Below are 19,309 nucleotides of genomic sequence, written 5' to 3' on the forward strand. Positions count from 1 at the left end.
GGTTTCTTGCCTCTCATCCTCGACGGCACAAACGATACCTGATCTGGAATCTATGACTTTGACAATCACACGACGCGGCGCGATAGCTTTGGGAGCACAGGCAGTGCTGGTTGCAATGACGGCAGGCGCTGCTACGTTTGCCTCTGGTGCAACGCGCAGCTCCAGTAAAACTAAAGAGACCACTCGGACTGGCAAGCAGTTTGACGTGGTGATCGTCGGTGGTGGATCTGCAGGTGCCGTCCTTGCAGCACGTCTCAGTGCCGACCCGCTGCGCAGTGTGCTGCTGCTCGACGCAGGTCCCGACTTTGCGCCCGATCGGTATCCAGCAGTGCTGACGAACGCCGACCTAGTTGCCGCCTCTCCCGAATACGACTGGCATTACCATAGTGACGACTCAGCTCGGATAGGTCACGACATAGCCATCCCACGCGGCCGAGTGATCGGTGGTAGCTCCGCGGTCAATGCTGCTGTGGCGATGCGTGCGCGTCCTGCCGACTTTGCGCGCTGGGCCGGACGCGGAATCGAAGGTTGGGCTTGGCCGGAAGTGCTGTCCGCCTACCGAGCGATGGAAAACACGCCCACTGGCGAAGATGCATGGCATGGACGTACCGGCCCATTTCCAGTGCGTCAGCGCACTGCTGCGCAGAATACTATCTCAATGCGTGCTTTCGTGGCGGCTGCCGAGTCAGTTGGACTGCCGCTCGTGGATGACTTCAACGGCGCGCGCCAGCACGGCGTAGGTCCCTACCCGTTGAATGTCATCAACGGCACCCGAATCAATACCGGCATGGCTTACCTAAGTGCAGACGTGCGGGCTCGCGCCAACCTCACTATCCGCGGCCACGCTGAAGCCGACCGCGTCCTGATAGAACGAGAACGCGCCATAGGTGTATTGCTAGTAGACGGCGAGATAGTTCCAGCCGGCGAAGTGATCTTGTCGGCCGGTGCCATAGGCAGCCCCGCTATCCTGCTACGCTCCGGTATCGGCCCACAAGGCCATCTTCGCGAGATGGGAATCGCCACCGTCGCTGATCTACCGGTAGGTGAACGGTTGCAAGAACATCCGTTTTTCTTCAACGTCTACGCGCTGAAGACCTCCGCAATTGCTATGACCCCAGCCGGCGGCGCCATCGCCTGGACTCGTTCGCAACACGCCGCACCGGACGATCTGGACTTACATATCTCCGGTACACACCTGATCGACCCAAAGGCAAGCCCTACCGGCGGTGCGATAGTGCTGGCATGCGCCGTCACATTACCTAAATCCAACGGTAGCGTACGCTTGACCAGCCGTGACCCCCGAGTTGCGCCGAACATCCGGTACAACTTTTTTGAACAGGAAAATGACTTGGATCGCATGGTCGAAGCTGTAGAACTGTCTCGCAAGATTGGCCGCAGTGCACCGTTTGCTGACTTGGTTGACCATGAAATGACACCGGGTAGCAGCGTACTTGAAGGCAAGGCTTTGCGACAAAACATCGTAAACAATGTCGCCGGCTATCAGCACCCCACGTCGAGCGTGCCGATGGGCGCGGACGGTGACAAGGCCGCCGTAGTCAACAATTGGGGCGCGGTGCGAGGTATAGCGGCACTGCGTGTTGTGGATGCCTCTATCATCCCGGATATCCCATCGGTGGCGACAAATCTTACTACTATCATGCTAGCCGAACGGATTGGTGCCCACCTGACTCGATAATTTCCCCGAACGCAGCGTAAAACTGGAGCATCAATCATTGGATCGCTAAAGCCGAACTCTGCAATAAGAACCACAATCTGAAATTGAATAAAATATACGGAGACCGTTGAGCAAACGCAGTCAATAGACGATAAATTGGAGATTAGGAGTTTGACCGAAACAGCGGCGCAACTGCGGCGCGAGCCAAGAATGGTTTACTTTTATGTCAGACATATCTAGTGCTTATAAAAAAGAGTCAAACCACAGAAAGACCATTTATAATTACCTTAACTATCATACATATAACTATAACCATTAAATAAGATAACTACAGCTAGGAAGTTAATGCCTTACATTAAGAGAATTGAAATCTTAGAGAACTATAGAGAAGAGAATAATTTCCCCTTCTATTTGCCTTCAATTCAATCAATTAGCAAAATCGAGCTTCACCCCGTGATAAATTTTTTCGTTGGAGAAAACGGTAGCGGTAAGTCAACCCTCTTAGAGGCTATTGCAGTTTCATGTGGCTTTAATCATGAGGGAGGCAGTAAGAATTTCAAGTTTTCTTCCAGCGATGAAAAATCCCTACTGTCCAAGGCATTGCGCTTGTCACGCACCGCAAAGCGACCTCGAGATGGCTATTTTTATCGCGCAGAAAGTTTTTATAATGTAATTACAGAGATGAATAAGTTGGATTGCGGACCTGGCGGGCCAGCTATTAAGGACTCATACGGGGGGAACGATCTTCATACGAGGTCTCATGGGGAGGCTTTTATGGATCTGATTTTACATCGGTTCGGAGGAAACGGATTGTATTTACTAGACGAGCCTGAATCTGCGCTATCTCCCCAACGCCAATTATCTCTGCTGGTACGTATAGCGGAACTCGCAAAACAAAATTCGCAGTTCATAATTGCAACTCACTCACCAATTTTAATTGCTTACCCGGGCGCCAGAATTTGGGAGTTTACCAATAGTGGATTGGAAGAGAAGGAATATTCAGAAACTGAAAACTACCTAATTATGAAAAGTTACTTTGCTAACCCTGAAAGCTTTATGAGCAAGCTATTTGATGAAAAGCATGATTTTTAGTTAGTCCAGGCACTAAATAACATCGATGGTTAGAGCGCTTATCAAGTTCGCTGGCGCAAAAAAATGAATTGTTGCCGATCGCGACTTAATAGATACGACGGCATTACTGCCTTGTTTAGCGTAGATCGAGATGCCGCCGATTTCGAGGAGAATGGCCGCTTCTGGCCGGAATCAGTCAGCTGGATGTACCTATAGATACCTGGGGCAACTCGCCCTAACGAGTTTTAATACCGTGCGATGCCTTTATGGCTTCATTGCGCCGACTCACAGGCCTTCAACGGCTCCTTGGGGTGCAATGCACAGATGTCGAAACCGTCACGCCGGGTATAGCCCGCACGCTTCATACATACAAATCGCTGGGCCATCTCTTGGAAGCTAGCCTTGGGATCAACGCCGGAGCCATTCTTCTCACCACACGCCAACATGGACGCAACCACATCCTGATGACTGGCGCCGGGTTTCTCCCACAAGTCGGCATCGGCCGTGGGGGGCTGGAATGGTTTGCTAAAGCTAGCGGTGACGTGGGGGCAAATCAACAGCGCAAATGCTACATTTTTGAGCCACATGATCAATCTCTTTATTCCCTGGTGCCGACGGGCAGCGGCGGTAGCGGCGGTAGCGGCGGTAGCGGCCCTCTAAGCGAAAGCCCCTAATTTGATAAGATCCGCCTTAATCATCACAAACCGCTCCTCCCAGAGCATTCATTGATGTAACACCTATTTGCCATGTAACACGCATATCGTCAAACCAGTCACAGCTGTGTAACGCCATACAAATCATTTAAAATCATATACTTACCTAATTAAGTAACACGCGTAACACCCGTAACACGATTTTATCAGGGTATTCCCCTAGCCCCATTTAGTATTGCTCCTCCAGCGAAGCGAGGCGGGTCAGGCTCTTGGCTTTGGTTCGATTGTGGGGACCCTGGAGCATTCTTAAAGGTACGGGGCATAGAACCCGCCGGAGCTCGTTAGTGGCTGGGCTCCAAAGTTAGTTGACTGGTTGACCGAGTTGACCGGGCCAATCGTTCACTATCCTGAACGAAACCCATGACCGTTACAGATCCGGTAAGGATGCCCTTTTCTCTTCAAGATCCTTTCAATTTCAACGTTGAAATTTCAGTAAGCTGGTGCGGCTGCCTCTACCACGATCCCGCGGGTTTCATGCCCCGTGTCGCTAGGATGTCGTCAGGGTCCCCGGCGACTTTTCAACGCACCATTTGAAACGTCGCACTACGGACCACGTGTGACATGGACTCAGCGCATCACGCCTGCCCAATCCCTGAGAGCAGCACATCAAACATGCCCAGACGCTTAGCGACAAAGCGTCGTACAGGCCGATAGCAACATCGGTGCCTAATCGGATCCGGCCAACACAGCCAGGTATTCAATGCTGCATCACGAGGGAAGTCACTCTCGCTGCAGGAACCTCTGTAAGAGGGGCAAGGGGACGGGACTTACAAGTCGTGTTACTGATGTCACGCGCGTTACAAAAAACATAACCAATTGAATATAAAGGTTTTTTATTCGTTACACGTTCTCTACCCTGATTTAGAAGTGGGTGTTACAGGACCTCAGGTGTTACACCCGAATATGCCTATCCAGATACAGGCTTATTTTGCCTTTCTCGGGCTTTTCGCTTGATAAGTAACACCCAAAGTGCAACAGTATTAGTAGAACGCCCTAACTGATACAGGCCCCCATCATGTTCATCCGCGCATACCTCCGAGCATCCACCGAAGAGCAAGACGCCGGCCGCGCCCGCGCCTCGCTTGAGCAGTTCGCCAGCGACCATAATAAGGTCATCGCCAGCGTGTACCTGGAGAACGCCAGCGGCGCCACCGCCGACCGGCCCGAGCTGCTGCGCCTGCTGAAAGATGCGCGCAAGGGTGACGTGCTGCTGGTGGAATCGATAGACCGTCTCTCCCGCCTGCCGGTGGAGGACCGGCAAAAGCTCAAGGCCGCGATCGACTCCAAGGGCCTGCGCATCGTCGCGCTCGACCTTCCGACCAGCCACCAGGGAATGCAGGACACCAAGGGCGACGAGTTCACCGGGCGGATGCTGGGCGCCATCAACTCAATGCTGGTGGAAATGATGGCCGCGATCGCGCGCAAGGATTACGAGCAGCGCCGCGACCGGCAGGCCCAGGGCATCGAGAAGGCCAAGGCCGCCGGCAAGTACCAGGGGCGCCCGGTGGACGCCGATCTGCACAAGCGCGTGACCGAGTTGCTCGGCGCCGGCCTGGGGATTCGCGCGACGGCCCGGCACGCCAACTGCTCCACTACCACCGTGCTGAGGATCAGGGACCTGGCCACCGCCTGAAAGCACGTACTGCCGACGGTGGCTTTATAAAAATCCGGTAACTAGGCAATATCACCACTTCCAGCATTACGCCAACTACACCCGAGAGCTCCCGAATGAACTCCGCAACGCTTCTCCTCTACACATCAAGCTGCTTTATTGGCGCGCTTATTCCTGGCCCTACCTCTCTGTTAGCAATGGCTAATGGTTCTTCTCGAAGCACGCGCAAGGTCGCGGTCGGAATGGCTGGTGCAGCCCTATCGGACGTATTGGTTATTGCGGCCGTCGGACTTGGGCTAGGCGCGATGCTGCTGGCCTCGCAAGACCTATTTTTGGCTCTGAAATGGATAGGCGTCTGTTACTTGGCGTGGCTGGGTGTTCAACTCTGGCGCAGCAATCCGAAAGGGCTCTGTGCGTCGAAGGCAGATACCAGTGCCGGTACGGGCGAAGTGTTCTGGCGCAGTTTTTCGGTGGCGATGACGAACCCTAAAGTACTGCTGTTCTTCACTGCATTTTTGCCGCAGTTTGTTGATCCCAGTGAGCCCACTCTCCCGCAGTACGCTGTACTGGCGCTTATTTCGGCCGGAGTCGATGTAGCAGTGATGGCTTTGTATGCTGCAGGCGGAGTGCAAGCGGCAAAAATTCTCACTGAGACGGGAATGCGACGGCTGAACAAATGTTGTGGAGCCGCAATGGTGTCGTTGGCAGGGTTTCTGGCGCTATATCGAAAAGCGTGACCCCCCCTCTCCAGGCTAGACGAGCCTCGGCCAAGAGATGCGCTCTCTTGATCACGTGATGTAACCACGGCCTCCATCATGCTGGTTGAGGGGTAATTTTCGCCCACAAGCGTTTGACATAAAAAAGCCCCGCCTGAGCATTGCCCGGCGGGGCTTACTTTTTCCTGCTGCTGCCACCCTGCTGTCACAGAAAAACTTAACTGTCAGGAGTATGGCTGGAGAGGCCCGGAATATATGGTGTCCCAGGGCCGGTTCGAACGGCCAACCTTCCCCTTAGGAGGGGGATGCTCTATCCAATTGAGCTACTGGGACAAATCGCAATCGACAAGCCAAAGGCTCAACGACGGACGGCGTGCATGTTAACGGGCAAGGTAGTTTTTGTCATGTCATCCCTTGGCTTTTTGATCGTAAGCCAATGCTTGCAAGCATGCGGTAGCGCAGCCCAATACAATCCGGGCGGCCGAGGCCGTCGTGCAAAATGCACTCCCCCAAAGTGCCATCATTGCAAATTGCACTACACGACACCCCCTAAAACAAGATAAATCATTGATTATATTGAATAAATCAGTTGGCACGCGACCTGCAATACTTCTCCCACAACCCCATTTGGCCAAGGCATACGGAGAAGAAGACTATGAACAGCGCCCTACTACTCGCCCTCAATACAATGGCACTGGCTGCGCTGGTAACTTTTCACTTCTTCCCAGCCAAATTGCAAGACCCAGCCCAAATCACCCAGGCCGTACCGCACCACCTGCAGCAACGGCCACAGCTGGCGGTGATGACAGCCGACCCTCAATCCCCTGTTCGTTTAACCCAAGGCACCCAAGCCACCCCAACATCCGAACACTGGGTTTTCTGAGAGCGCTTCTCATGTCCAAACCTGCATGGCTTTTTTTGTGCCTGACGCTCGCAACCGCCTTACTGGGCTTAAGTAATGCTATGCAAGACACTCGCACGCTGGCGTTCATCGCCAGTGCTGTTTTTGGATGCCTCCTGGTCGTGACCCTCGTCCTTGGGCGGCGGATAAAATTCGACCCCATACTGCGCTAATCCCCCTCCAGCCCGACCTTATGTCGCTTAGCGCTAGCAAATCAGCAAACTGCCACTACCCTTACAGATGAGGGCAAAAGGCCATATTGCTTAAGGCGTGCGCTCTTCACCCCGACTTCGGATAAGGCTTGCGCGAAGATCAGGAATACCCGATCCAACGCGAAAACTTTTCCAACCAGTCCGCAAAAATGCAAATCAGTGCTGGCATAAAGCCTTTAGGCGGTTCAATATTTGTCACAGAATTGACGCCAAGGAAATGTCAAATCTGAGGCATGATGCGGCCTCTTTGCAATTCGGGTTGAACTTTGGTCGTGAGCCTTGTCTTAACACTCATCTTGCGGCCAATTCCAAAAACCGCTCCCCTGAACTAACCGGTTAAATATATGCGCCCATTGAAACAGGCAATTTATTCCAGCCGTACGGCTGACAAGTTCGTCGTACGTCTGCCAGACGGAATGCGGGAACGCATTGCCGAGGTGGCTCGCAATCATCATCGCAGCATGAACTCCGAAATCATCGCTCGCCTGGAACAGAGCCTTATTCAGGAAGGTGCCTTGGGTGAAGAGTTGAGCATGCGCCTGGACAGTCCAGAGCTGTCACTGCACGAACGCGAACTGCTGCAGCGTTTTCGTCAGCTTTCCCACCGCCAGCAAAATGCTCTCGTCTCTCTGATCGCACATGACGTAGAGGCGGCCGCAGAAGCCAATTGATCTGCAGCTGAAAGCCGAAGCCAGCCATGTGCTGGCTTTTTTTTGCGTGGGATTTGAGCAAGAAAGCAATGCGAGGGCAGATTTGCCCCCGCAGGAAAGGTCAGAGCAGGAAGATCGTAGCCAAGCCCAGGAAGATGAAAAAGCCACCACTGTCAGTCATGGCCGTGATCATCACGCTGGCCCCCATGGCAGGATCGCGCCCCAGACGCGCCAGGGTCATAGGAATCAAAACCCCCATCAGGGCAGCCAGAAGCAAATTGAGGGTCATTGCAGCGGTCATCACCACACCCAGCGACCAACTGCCATATAGCAAGTAAGCCACCACGCCGATTACGCCTCCCCACACCAGGCCATTGATGAGACCCACAGCCAGCTCCTTGCGCAGCAGGCGCGAAGAGTTGGCGGTACTGACCTGATCCAGCGCCATGGCGCGTACGATCATGGTGATGGTCTGGTTACCGGAGTTACCGCCGATGCCGGCCACAATCGGCATCAACGCCGCCAGGGCCACCAACTTTTCGATGGAGCCCTCGAACAGCCCGATCACGCGGGAGGCGATAAATGCAGTAATCAGGTTAACGGCCAACCAAGCCCAACGGTTGTGCAGCGAACGCCAGACTGACGCAAAAATATCTTCCTCTTCACGCAAACCCGCCATGTTGAGAACTTCGGTTTCACTCTCTTCGCGAATAAGGTCGACGATTTCGTCAATCGTCAGGCGGCCGATCAGCTTGCCGTTCTTGTCCACCACCGGGGCAGAGATCAAGTCGTAACGCTCAAAAGCCTGGGCTGCGTCGTAGGCATCTTCATCCGGGTGAAAGCTCACGGTATCGCTGGCCATCAGGTCAGCAACTCTCTTCTCCGGATCATTTACCAGCAGGCGCTTGATGGGCAATACGCCCTTGAGAATGCCTTCATAGTCGACCACAAACAGCTTGTCGGTATGCCCCGGCAGCTCTTTGAGACGACGCAGGTAGCGCAGCACCACTTCCAGGCTGACATCTTCGCGGATGGTGACCATCTCGAAGTCCATCAGCGCGCCGACCTGGTCTTCATCATAAGACAGTGCGGAACGCACACGCTCACGCTGCTGGGTGTCCAACGCCTCCATCAGCTCATGAACAACATCGCGCGGCAATTCAGGCGCCAGGTCGGCCAGCTCGTCCGCATCCATCTCCTTGGCCGCAGCCAGGAGCTCATGATCGTCCATGTCGGCGATCAGGGTTTCACGGACCGAATCAGATACTTCGAGGAGAATGTCGCCGTCGCGATCAGCCTTGACCAACTGCCAGAGCGTCAGGCGATCATCCAGCGGCAAGGCTTCGAGAATATAAGCAACGTCGGCGGAGTGCAGGTCATCGAGCTTGCGTTGCAGCTCGACGAGATTTTGCCGGTGAACCAGGTTTTCGACGCGGTCGTGGTGCGGACCTTCCTGGCGGTGCGTGAGGTCTTCGACCACGCGCTGGCGCTGCAGCAGCTCGATAACTTGAGCCAGGCGATCCTGCAGGCTTTCTTGTGTTTTCTTTACTTCTACTTCGGTCATAGGCGAACTCCACTCCCAGCAGCGGAGCGCGCCGGAAGGATCAATCAGTCAATTCATGATTGGTAAAGCGGGATACTGAGTAACTACTGGGTAAGTCCATGGAGGCATTCCACAAGCCCCGGCGGGGCTGACCGGCGCATGATACACCGCTCGGCCGCTTTTAACGTCAAAAAAAACTGGAAAGAACAAGCGCTTGCAAGCCAAAGCTGAGTGTTGGCTACATCTATGAACTGCGACGACGCAGCGGGAAGGGAAAACACACAGGAAACAGAAAAAGACGTACGCCAGGATAAAACCTACACAAACCCCAGACGGCAAAAAGCCCGCACTAGGCGGGCTTTTTGTTTGTATGGTGCACTCGACAGGATTCGAACCTGTGACCGCTCGGTTCGTAGCCGAGTACTCTATCCAGCTGAGCTACGAGTGCAGAGTGTGTTTTTTAGACCAGATCACAACTGGTTGAAACCAAGCCATCTGCATTGCTGCAACTGACTCTTAAATGGTGCACTCGACAGGATTCGAACCTGTGACCGCTCGGTTCGTAGCCGAGTACTCTATCCAGCTGAGCTACGAGTGCATTTGTTGCCGCGCATTATAGGCCGTTCAATCTCTATGTAAAGCTATTTTTTCGATCAATTTCAACAACTTACCGAAAAAACCAGATTGCAACGTACTAAGCAAATAATGGCGGAGAACGGGGGATTCGAACCCCCGACACCCTTTTGAGGTGTACTCCCTTAGCAGGGGAGCGCCTTCGGCCACTCGGCCAGCTCTCCGCAACACGGGGCGTATATTAACCACGTTCCTCCCCGTTTGCAAACATAAAAAACGATAAAAATTAAAGGCTTGGTTCTTCGTCCTTCTCTTTCTTGATCCGCAGGTAGATTTCCTCGCGATGGACCGCTACCTCTTTCGGAGCGTTAACCCCGATACGCACTTGATTGCCTTTGACGCCGAGCACGGTCACGGTGATTTCGCCATCACCGATAATCAGGCTTTCTGCGCAACGACGAGTCAGAATCAACATACCTTTCACCTCACGCAATTCATTTCAGGAACAACAGTCTGCAAAAAAAAGGCATTCGACCTACAACCAAAAGGCCGTAGCCCTACCGCCTAAGTATTGTCGAGCCCACGCAAAAGAACATGCGCCCTACAAAAAAATGAAAGGCGCGGTAAGCCGCGCCTTCCTGGCATCGCATCACTCGCCCTGTCGGGCCGGAGCGTCCAGCTCAAAAGCGGTATGCAGCGCGCGCACGGCCAGTTCCAGGTATTTTTCTTCAATCACTACCGAGACTTTGATTTCCGACGTGGAGATCATCTGGATGTTGATGCTTTCCTTGGCCAGCGCTTCGAACATACGACTGGCAACACCGGCATGGGAGCGCATGCCCACACCCACGATCGACACCTTGGCAATCTTGGTATCGCCGATCACTTCACGGGCGCCGATCTCGCTTGCAGTGTTCTGCAGGATACGCTCGGCCGCATCGTACTCGTTGCGGTGCACGGTGAAGGTGAAATCGGTGGTGTTATCGTGCGAAACGTTCTGCACGATCATGTCGACTTCGATATTCGCGCCGCTGATAGGACCGAGGATCTTGAAGGCCACACCCGGGGTGTCTGGCACGCCACGGATCGTCAGCTTGGCTTCATCGCGGTTGAAAGCGATGCCGGAAATGATCGGCTGTTCCATGGATTCCTCTTCATCAATAGTAATGAGGGTGCCCGGACCCTCTTTGAAGCTGTGCAATACGCGCAGCGGAACGTTGTACTTGCCGGCGAATTCCACCGCACGAATCTGCAGCACCTTGGAACCGAGGCTGGCCATTTCCAGCATCTCTTCAAAGGTGATCTTGTCCAGGCGCTGGGCCACGGACACGACGCGCGGGTCGGTGGTGTAGACGCCATCCACATCGGTATAGATCTGGCACTCGTCAGCCTTGAGAGCTGCTGCCAGCGCCACGCCCGTGGTGTCCGAGCCGCCACGCCCAAGCGTGGTGATATTGCCCTGCTCGTCAACACCCTGGAAACCCGCTACCACAACCACGCGCCCCTCCTTCAGATCAGCTCGAATCTTCTGATCGTCGATCTGCAGGATGCGCGCCTTGGTATGTGCGCTGTCGGTAAGAATGCGCACCTGACTCCCAGTGTAGGACACCGCTGGAACACCACGCTTGTTCAGGGCCATGGCCAGCAGCGCAATGGTTACCTGCTCACCAGTGGACACAATCACGTCCAGCTCACGCGGGAGCGGTTGTTGATCACCGCTGATGGCCTTGGCCAGGTCGATCAGGCGATTGGTCTCGCCGCTCATGGCCGACAGCACCACCACCAGGTCGTCGCCGGCATCACGGAACTTCTTAACCTTGTCGGCCACCTGCTCGATTCTTTCGACAGAACCGACCGAGGTGCCTCCGAATTTCTGTACGATCAAAGCCATTTCTAAGCCGCCTCAGCCCGTAAAGGGGCGCCCAATAAACGAATCTTCCAGCAACCGAGCGAGCCCACGACTAGACCATGGGCTCATTAACAGCGCCTTAAATACCTGCCTCGACAAACGGCACGGTCAAGGCCAGGGCCGCGTCCAGGGCGCCGGCATCTACACCGCCACCTTGCGCCATGTCCGGACGACCACCGCCCTTGCCGCCCACTGCCGCAGCGGCTTGCTTCATCAAATCACCGGCTTTGAGTTGGCCAGTCAGGTCCTTGGTTACACCGGCAACCAGCACGACCTTATCCTCATGGACACTGCCGAGCAGGATCACTGCGCGGCCGAGCTTGTTCTTCAACTGATCGACCAAGGCCAGTAACGCCTTGCCGTCCTGACCGTCCAGGCGCGCCGCCAGGACTTTTACGTCCTTGACGTCAACCGCCGAGGCCGACAGATCGTCGCCCGCAGCACTGGCCGCCTTGGCTTGCAACTGCTCCAGCTGTTTCTCCAGCGCACGGTTGCGCTCAAGCACGGCGGACAGCTTGTCGATCAGATTGTCGCGGCTACCCTTGACCAGGCCGGCCGCTTCCTTGAGTTGTTCTTCGGCTGCATTGAGGTAGGCCAGCGCCGCGGCACCGGTGACGGCCTCGATACGACGCACACCGGAGGCCACACCGCCTTCGCTGATGATTTTCAACAGGCCGATGTCACCGGTGCGGTTGGCGTGGATACCGCCACACAGCTCCACCGAGAAACTGCCGCCCATGCTCAGTACGCGCACTTCATCGCCATACTTCTCGCCAAACAGCGCCATGGCGCCCTTGTTCCTGGCGGTTTCGATATCCGTTTCCTCGGTTTCAACCGGGGTGTTCTTACGGATTTCGGCGTTGACGATATCTTCCAGCGCCTTGATCTGATCAGGCTTGATCGCTTCGAAGTGGCTGAAGTCGAAACGCAGGCGCTGGCTGTCGACCAACGAGCCCTTCTGCTGCACATGCTCGCCCAGCACCTGACGCAACGCAGCGTGCAGCAAGTGAGTGGCCGAGTGATTCAGCGCTGTTGCATGCCTTACGTCGGCATCAACTTGCGTGTCGACTGGCGCGCCGACGACCAGGTTGCCCAGCACCAACACACCATGGTGCAGGAACGCGCCACCGGTCTTGGTAGTGTCGCGCACGTCGAAACGACCGGACGTCGAACTGAGGAAACCACAGTCACCGATTTGCCCGCCCGACTCCGCGTAGAAAGGCGTCTGATCCAGGACCACCACCGCTTCATCGCCCTCGTTCAGCACATCGACTGACTTGCCGTCTTTATAAATGGCAACGATTTTGGCCGCGCCGGCGGTAGCCTTGTAGCCGATGAACTCGGTAGGCACATCAACCTTGACCAGGGTGTTGTAGTCCAGGCCAAACGAGCTGGCGGAACGCGCACGCACACGCTGGGCTTCCATCTCACGCTCGAAACCGGCCTCATCGACGGTCAGCTCACGCTCACGGGCGATGTCGGCGGTCAGGTCCATCGGGAAGCCATAGGTGTCGTAGAGCTTGAACACCACATCGCCCGGCACCACGGTGCCTTTGAGTTCAGCCAGGTCCTGCTCGAGAATTTTCAGGCCGTGCTCCAGGGTCTTGGAGAACTGCTCTTCCTCAGCCTTGAGCACCCGCTCGATATTGGCTTGTTGCTGCTTCAGTTCCGGGAAGGCATCGCCCATCTCGGCCACCAGGGCAGCCACGATCTTGTAGAAGAAGCTGCCGGTAGCGCCCAGTTTGTTACCGTGACGGCAGGCGCGACGGATGATGCGGCGCAGCACATAGCCACGGCCTTCGTTGGACGGTAGCACCCCGTCGGCAATCAGGAAGCCGCAGGAGCGAATGTGGTCCGATACGACCTTGAGCGAAGACTGGCCTTCATTGGCGCAGCCAATGGCCGCAGCCGATGCGCTCAACAGATTGGTGAACAGGTCGATTTCATAGTTGGAATGAACGTGCTGCATGACCGCACTGATCCGTTCCAGCCCCATGCCGGTGTCCACCGACGGTGCCGGCAACGGATGCAACACGCCATCAGCGGTGCGGTTGAACTGCATGAACACGTTGTTCCAGATTTCGATGTAGCGGTCGCCGTCTTCATCCGGCGAACCCGGCGGGCCACCCCAGATGTCGGCGCCGTGATCGTAGAAAATCTCGGTGCAGGGGCCGCAAGGGCCGGTGTCGCCCATGGTCCAGAAGTTATCGGAGGCGTACGGCGCGCCTTTGTTGTCGCCGATGCGGATCATGCGCTCGGCGGGCACGCCGATTTGCTGGGTCCAGATGTCATACGCTTCGTCATCCGTGGCATAGACGGTTACCCAGAGCTTTTCCTTGGGCAGTTTCAGCACGCCGGTCAGGAAGGTCCAGGCGAAGGTGATCGCATCTTTCTTGAAATAATCGCCGAAACTGAAATTACCCAGCATTTCGAAGAAGGTGTGGTGGCGCGCGGTGTAACCCACGTTTTCCAAGTCACTGTTCTTGCCGCCGGCGCGTACGCACTTCTGACTGCTGGTGGCGCGGGTGTAGGCGCGTTTTTCCTGGCCCAGGAAACAGTCCTTGAACTGGTTCATCCCCGCGTTAGTGAACAGCAGGGTGGGGTCATTGCCTGGGATCAAGGAGCTTGAGGCTACACGGGTGTGGCCTTGCTCTTCGAAGAAGCGAAGGAAGGCTTCACGGATTTCTGCGCTTTTCATTAGGTTCTTCCACGGAGGCTGCGGCCAAAGGCCAGTGCGCAACATCATCAGACGAAGCGACGGCAAAGGGCCGCATTATATCGGCCCTTTGCCGGTGGTACAGCGTGTTTATGTGATAGAAGCAGTCAATTAGACGGCCTGCACTGTCATTTCTGCGAAAATGCGACGAATGTCTGCACGACTTGCTCAATCTGCGCCCGGCTGACGTCCAGGTGCGTCACCATGCGCAGGCGCGGAGCGGCGCTCAACTTGATCCCGCGCTCGGCGGCAAACGCTTTCAACGCCTGGGCCCGGTCACCGATCTGCACATAGACCATGTTGGTCTGTACCGGCTCCACCGTATAACCCGCCTGGCGCAACTCATCCCCCAGCCACTGCGCATTGGCGTGGTCATCGGCCAAACGCTGCACCTGGTGATCCAGCGCATACAGGCCTGCCGCCGCCAGTGAACCGGCCTGACGCATGCCACCGCCGACCATCTTGCGTAGACGCCGCGCCTTGGCGATCAATGCCGTGGAACCGCACAGCACCGAGCCGACCGGCGCACCGAGCCCCTTGGACAGGCACACCGACACCGAATCGAAATGCCCGGCAATTTCACGCGCGTCCACGCCCAGCTTGACCGCTGCGTTGTAGAGCCGCGCGCCGTCCAGATGCAACGCCAGGCCGTGTTCGCGGGTAAACGACCGCGCCCTGGCCAGGTATGCCAATGGCAGCACTTTGCCTTGCATGGTGTTTTCAAGCGCCAGCAAGCGTGTGCGGGCGAAGTGGAAATCATCGGGTTTGATCGCCGCCAGCACCTGGTCGAGGTCCAGGGAGCCGTCTGGCTGCACCTCCAGCGGCTGCGGCTGGATCGAACCCAGCACGGCCGCCCCGCCCCCTTCGTATTTGTAGGTGTGGGCCTGTTGCCCGACGATGTATTCCTCGCCGCGCTCACAGTGGGCCATCAACGCCAGCAGATTACTCATGGTGCCAGTGGGCACGAACAGCGCGGCCGGGAAGCCCAGGCGCCTGGCCAACTCAGCCTCCAGTCGGTTGACGCTGGGGTCTTCGCCGTAAACGTCATCACCGCTGACGGCGCTGGCCATCGCATCGAGCATACCGGGGGTGGGTTGGGTCACGGTGTCGCTGCGCAGGTCGATCACGGTCATGAAGGGGCCCTCTAACGGAATGGATAAGTCCTTTTGTGAGTGATTACTGCGGGCAAAGCCACGCAATATCAAGTCCCCGCTGCATTCAATCGAATACCCACCAAACAAACCGATATAGCTTATCGATACGGCAACCGTGCAGTTTTTGAAAAAGCATGTTAAAAACTCTCCGCCGCCAGCGTTCTGGTGGCAACGTTCTCAGGGCGGGGTGCAACTCCCCACCGGCGGTAATTGCGCGCAATGTGCATAGCCCGCGAGCGCTTGGCGCCTCAAACTGCTCAGGCAGGACGGCGACAAGGTCAGCAGACCCGGTGTGATCCCGGGGCCGACGGTCATAGTCCGGATGAAGAGAGAACGGGATTGGCACCTAAGGGCCGCGCGTTGAATTCATGCCTGCATGAAAACAGCGGTGCATACCCTTAAATCCCATTCGATTCATAACGCCCTGTTTTTTTCTTAAACAGGAGTCAGAACATGCAACCCACCGCAATCGACAGCAAAAGCAAAAACCACCACGGCGAGCGCGTCGCATTTATCCAGACCTGCTGGCACAAGGATATTGTCGATCAGTCGCGTAAAGGTTTCCTCGCCGAAATGATCGCCCAGGGCTACCAGGAATCGGATATCGACTTCTTCGAAGTCGGCGGCGCCTTTGAAATGCCTCTGCACGCCAAGCTGCTGGCCAAGACCGGCCGTTACGCCGGTATCGTCGCCGCCGCGCTGGTGGTGGATGGCGGCATCTACCGTCACGAATTCGTCGCCCAATCAGTGGTCAGCGGCCTGATGCAGGTGCAGCTCGAAACCGAAGTGCCGGTATTTTCGGTGTCGCTGACCCCACACCACTTCCACGGCGGCAGCGAACACACCACGTTCTTCTACGAGCACTTCGTGCACAAGGGTCAGGAAGCGGCACGCACCTGCGCCGATACCCTGCACAAAGTACGGGCGATCCGTCGTAGTGAGCCTCGTGCCGTAGCGGTATAAGCAACACCGCAAAAACAATGTGGGAGGGGGCTTGCTCCCGATGGCGGTGGGTCAGCTACAGATGAGCTGGCTGATACACCGCTATCGGGAGCAAGCCCCCTCCCACATTTGCATAGGGTCAGGCCTTGAAAACTACACCAGGTCCGCGTCCGTGGTCGGCACGATCAATATCCCAGCGCGCAAACCATTCTTCACCTTAGGGTTGGGGAAGATGATGCGTGCGCCCTCTTCCTCGATCACCCAGCGGGTCTTGGCTACGTCTTCGGCCAGCAGGTAGCCTTTTTCCAACTCCGAAAAGTTTTCCACATCCGCCGGCAGGTGCAGCAGGAAGGCGTCACTGTGCTTGATCACTTCACGCGCAACGGCGAACAGCTGCATACCGTCGAGGCTGTCCGTAGCAGGCTCGGTGCCTTCGATGATCTGCTTGAGGCGCAGCTCCAGGCGTGAAACATCCACGCCCTCGTTATGCCCGAACGGCCGCGCCTTGCCCAATTCCAGGGTGAAGGCTTCGGCGCCCAGTTGCTCGTAGGTGAACGCAGTGAAGGTGATCGAAGTTTTGTTTTGGAGCAGCACGGCCTGCATGCCGGCAGCGCAAAGGCGGGCCAGTTCGTGGCGTGAATGCTGGCGCCCTTCCTTCCACGGGTACAACGCAAACTGCTCGATCTTCGAGCCACGAATCGCGGTGTGCAGGTCGTAATGCAGGCGCGAACGGCCAGGCTGGCTGAAAAAGCTGCGGGCCAGCTGTTCCAGTTCGGCGGCGCGCATGGCTTCGGGGCCGATGTTGCTTTCATGCCGGCCTTTGAACAGCCGGTTGACGTCCAGTTCAAGGTAACGCTCGCCGCGACGCATGGCCTCGGGGTTGCCGAACAGGAACAGAATACGGGTGCGGGGTTTGATTTCCCCCCGGGCGATGCCATGCAACAGACGGTCGAGCAACTCGATCGGCGCGGTTTCGTTGCCATGGATGCCGGACGACAACAGCAGGTCGCTGCCATTGTCCCGTGCCTCAGGAGGACGCACTTCAAGCGCGCCCTCACTGAGCCAGCGCATCTGCACGCCGTCGACAGTCAGTTGAATTTTTTGCGCCGGTTCGCGACCGGCGAGGGTCAGTTCAAGCAGTTTGCCGAGGGCGAGCATAAGCAGCTTCCTTAGTGGTTGCAGCCAGGGCCATGGACGTGATCGTCGTCGCCTTCAACCTCGGCCGGTTCCATTTCCAGTTGCAGGCTCATCAGGTTGGTCGCCAATGGGCGCATCAGCAGGTTGGCGTACTCGGCGTCACCCTCCTCCACATCCACACCGATCAGCAGTTGGCCACGGCCGTCGTGCTGAATCCAGATCTCCTTGCCCTGCCAGACCACGGCAACGCGGGTGCAGGAGGTTTCCAGCTGGGTGCCGTCAGTGTCTTCAAGGATCAGCTTAAGGGTGTCGGTCATAAATAAAATATCTCAGCCGTAGGGCGTTAATGGGTCTGGAAAGGATAAACCGAGCCCAGTTTAAGGATTTGCGTCAGTTCATCCAGTGCCGTCCGGCACTCAAGCAGCAGTTGCGGGTCAGCCAGGTCGGTTTCGCGCAGGCTGTCGCGGTAGTGCTTGTTGACCCACTGGGTCAGCGTGTCGTACAGCGGCGCGGTCATGATAACGCCTGGATTCACCGCCGCCAGTTCGGTTTCGTTCAGCGCCACACGCAACCGCAGGCATGCCGGGCCGCCGCCGTTCTGCATGCTTTGCTTGAGGTCGAATACGTTCACTTCGCGGATCAAGCCGCCGGAGGCCGTGAGCTGTTGCAGGTACTGCCAGACGCGCTCGTTGGCGCGGCATTCTTCCGGCACGATCAGCAGCATCGAGCCGTCAGGACGGGTCAGCAACTGGCTGTTGAACAGGTAGGAGCGCACCGCGTCCTCCACACTGACCTGGGCACGCGGCACGCAGACCGACTGGAAAGTGCCGCCCAACTTGCCCAGTTTGCCCTGCAACTCAGCGAGCATCTGTTCGGTATGGAGGAACGCGTCCTCGTGGTAGAACAGCACTTCGCCGTTGCCTACCGCGATCACGTCGTTGTGGAACACACCGGCATCGATCACCCCCGGGTTCTGCTGGGCGTAGACCACGCCTTCATCCTTCAGGCCGTGCAAACGCGCAACCGCCTGGGACGCCTCGAGCGTCTGGCGTGCCGGGTATTTCTGCGGCGCTGGATAACGAGCGTCGAACGCACTGCGGCCGAATACAAAGAACTCTACGCCCGCCTCGCCATAGTCACGGCAGAAACGCGTGTGGTTCGCCGCGCCTTCATCACCGAACTGCGCCACCGCCGGCAACGCGGCGTGGTGCGCGAAGTGCTGCTGATCGGCAAACATCGCCCCCAGCACGCGGCTGGTGGTCGGGTGTTCGATGCTGCGATGGTATTTGCAGTTGAGGTTGGCAGCGGTGAAGTGCACGCGGCCGTCCGCCGTATCGGCGCTGGGGCTGACCGTGGCCGCGTTGGCCACCCACATGCTCGACGCCGAGCAACTCGCCACCAGCAATGGCATGGCCTGCTTGGCCGCCTGCTGAATGACCTGCGCGTCGGTGCCGCTGAAACCGAGGCTGCGCAAGGCGGCCACGTCCGGACGTTCCTGGGGTGCAAGCACGCCTTGCACAAAGCCCATGTCCATCAGCGCTTTCATTTTCTGCAGCCCCTGCAACGCCGCTTCCTTGGGGTTGGAGTGTTGCTGGCTGTTGCTCTGGGACGCGACGTTGCCGAAGGACAAACCGCCGTAGTTATGGGTCGGCCCCACTAGACCGTCAAAATTGACTTCATAGGATTTCATCGGCGAGGCTCCACGAACATCTGTTTTTATAAGCAATCTTCAACACATCACAGATTCAGTGTGGGAGGGGGCTTGCTCCCGATAGCAGTCTGTCT

At 56.7% G+C, this 19,309-nt stretch carries 17 protein-coding genes, 4 tRNA genes and 1 riboswitch; of the genes, 8 read left to right on the forward strand and 13 right to left on the reverse strand.

Annotated features, from left to right (window positions below):
- Positions 1-52 precede the first annotated feature (52 nt).
- Entirely contained in the window at positions 53-1,696 is a 1,644-nt protein-coding gene (locus C4J86_RS19860) for a GMC family oxidoreductase (protein ID WP_124367215.1), read from the forward strand.
- A gap of 324 nt (positions 1,697-2,020) precedes the next feature.
- The gene (locus C4J86_RS19865) at positions 2,021-2,767 is read left to right on the forward strand and encodes an AAA family ATPase (protein ID WP_124371595.1); all 747 of its coding nucleotides are present in this window, start codon (positions 2,021-2,023) and stop codon (positions 2,765-2,767) included.
- A 251-nt stretch (positions 2,768-3,018) separates the two neighbouring features.
- Here C4J86_RS19865 and C4J86_RS19870 read toward each other — a convergent pair whose 3' ends face one another.
- The gene (locus C4J86_RS19870) at positions 3,019-3,333 is read right to left on the reverse strand and encodes a hypothetical protein (protein WP_124371596.1); all 315 of its coding nucleotides are present in this window, start codon (positions 3,331-3,333) and stop codon (positions 3,019-3,021) included.
- Positions 3,334-4,474: 1,141 nt separating this feature from the next.
- Between C4J86_RS19870 and C4J86_RS19875 the strand changes: the two genes are divergently transcribed.
- On the forward strand, positions 4,475-5,092 hold the full coding sequence (locus tag C4J86_RS19875) for a recombinase family protein (RefSeq protein ID WP_124371597.1): 618 nt from the start codon (positions 4,475-4,477) through the stop codon (positions 5,090-5,092).
- 95 nt (positions 5,093-5,187) lie between these two features.
- Positions 5,188-5,808, forward strand: coding sequence for a LysE family translocator (locus C4J86_RS19880; RefSeq protein ID WP_124371598.1), 621 nt, complete (start codon positions 5,188-5,190; stop codon positions 5,806-5,808).
- Positions 5,809-6,043: 235 nt separating this feature from the next.
- Here C4J86_RS19880 and C4J86_RS19885 read toward each other — a convergent pair.
- Positions 6,044-6,120: transfer RNA gene (locus tag C4J86_RS19885), tRNA-Arg, on the reverse strand.
- A gap of 322 nt (positions 6,121-6,442) precedes the next feature.
- Here C4J86_RS19885 and C4J86_RS27120 point away from each other — a divergent pair.
- From C4J86_RS27120 to C4J86_RS19900, 3 genes are all read left to right on the forward strand, one after another.
- Positions 6,443-6,670, forward strand: coding sequence for a hypothetical protein (locus tag C4J86_RS27120; RefSeq protein ID WP_124371599.1), 228 nt, complete (start codon positions 6,443-6,445; stop codon positions 6,668-6,670).
- An 11-nt stretch (positions 6,671-6,681) separates the two neighbouring features.
- The gene (locus C4J86_RS27125) at positions 6,682-6,861 is read left to right on the forward strand and encodes a PA3371 family protein (RefSeq protein ID WP_124371600.1); all 180 of its coding nucleotides are present in this window, start codon (positions 6,682-6,684) and stop codon (positions 6,859-6,861) included.
- 383 nt (positions 6,862-7,244) lie between these two features.
- On the forward strand, positions 7,245-7,571 hold the full coding sequence (locus C4J86_RS19900) for an Arc family DNA-binding protein (RefSeq protein WP_003193592.1): 327 nt from the start codon (positions 7,245-7,247) through the stop codon (positions 7,569-7,571).
- Between the two features lie 100 nt (positions 7,572-7,671).
- Here the strand turns inward: C4J86_RS19900 and mgtE are convergent, their stop codons facing one another.
- The 8 genes from mgtE to ltaE all read right to left on the reverse strand — a co-directional run bounded on the left by mgtE (position 7,672) and on the right by ltaE (position 15,424).
- The gene (mgtE, locus tag C4J86_RS19905; RefSeq protein ID WP_065892684.1) at positions 7,672-9,114 is read right to left on the reverse strand and encodes a magnesium transporter; all 1,443 of its coding nucleotides are present in this window, start codon (positions 9,112-9,114) and stop codon (positions 7,672-7,674) included.
- Between the two features lie 350 nt (positions 9,115-9,464).
- Positions 9,465-9,541 (reverse strand) — tRNA-Arg (locus C4J86_RS19910).
- A 73-nt stretch (positions 9,542-9,614) separates the two neighbouring features.
- Positions 9,615-9,691 (reverse strand) — tRNA-Arg (locus C4J86_RS19915).
- Positions 9,692-9,799: 108 nt separating this feature from the next.
- A tRNA-Ser gene (locus tag C4J86_RS19920) sits at positions 9,800-9,890 on the reverse strand.
- Positions 9,891-9,952: 62 nt separating this feature from the next.
- Entirely contained in the window at positions 9,953-10,141 is a 189-nt protein-coding gene (gene csrA / locus C4J86_RS19925; RefSeq protein WP_003175645.1) for a carbon storage regulator CsrA, read from the reverse strand.
- 174 nt (positions 10,142-10,315) lie between these two features.
- Complete coding sequence (locus tag C4J86_RS19930) at positions 10,316-11,557, reverse strand: aspartate kinase (RefSeq protein ID WP_124371601.1); 1,242 nt, start codon at positions 11,555-11,557, stop codon at positions 10,316-10,318.
- Positions 11,558-11,654: 97 nt separating this feature from the next.
- Positions 11,655-14,273 (reverse strand): alanine--tRNA ligase, encoded by a 2,619-nt coding sequence (gene alaS, locus C4J86_RS19935; RefSeq protein WP_124371602.1) that lies wholly within the window; start codon positions 14,271-14,273, stop codon positions 11,655-11,657.
- Positions 14,274-14,419: 146 nt separating this feature from the next.
- Positions 14,420-15,424 (reverse strand): low-specificity L-threonine aldolase, encoded by a 1,005-nt coding sequence (ltaE, locus tag C4J86_RS19940; RefSeq protein WP_124371603.1) that lies wholly within the window; start codon positions 15,422-15,424, stop codon positions 14,420-14,422.
- A gap of 190 nt (positions 15,425-15,614) precedes the next feature.
- A riboswitch (FMN riboswitch) is annotated at positions 15,615-15,784 on the forward strand.
- 114 nt (positions 15,785-15,898) lie between these two features.
- On the opposite strand from ltaE, the gene C4J86_RS19945 reads away from it, so the two are divergent.
- Positions 15,899-16,408: a 6,7-dimethyl-8-ribityllumazine synthase gene (locus C4J86_RS19945; protein ID WP_124371604.1), complete on the forward strand. Its 510-nt coding sequence runs from the start codon at positions 15,899-15,901 to the stop codon at positions 16,406-16,408.
- 132 nt (positions 16,409-16,540) lie between these two features.
- On the opposite strand, the gene astE is transcribed toward C4J86_RS19945, so the two are convergent.
- From astE to astB, 3 genes are read right to left on the reverse strand one after another with little or no spacing between them, the layout of a single operon-like run.
- Positions 16,541-17,545: a succinylglutamate desuccinylase gene (gene astE, locus C4J86_RS19950; protein ID WP_124371605.1), complete on the reverse strand. Its 1,005-nt coding sequence runs from the start codon at positions 17,543-17,545 to the stop codon at positions 16,541-16,543.
- Between the two features lie 11 nt (positions 17,546-17,556).
- Entirely contained in the window at positions 17,557-17,841 is a 285-nt protein-coding gene (locus C4J86_RS19955) for a topoisomerase II (protein ID WP_124364046.1), read from the reverse strand.
- Between the two features lie 26 nt (positions 17,842-17,867).
- On the reverse strand, positions 17,868-19,214 hold the full coding sequence (gene astB, locus C4J86_RS19960; protein ID WP_124371606.1) for an N-succinylarginine dihydrolase: 1,347 nt from the start codon (positions 19,212-19,214) through the stop codon (positions 17,868-17,870).
- Between the last annotated feature and the right edge of the window lie 95 nt (positions 19,215-19,309).

The organism is Pseudomonas sp. R2-7-07 (genome assembly GCF_003852355.1).
Taxonomy (GTDB): Bacteria; Pseudomonadota; Gammaproteobacteria; order Pseudomonadales; family Pseudomonadaceae; genus Aquipseudomonas.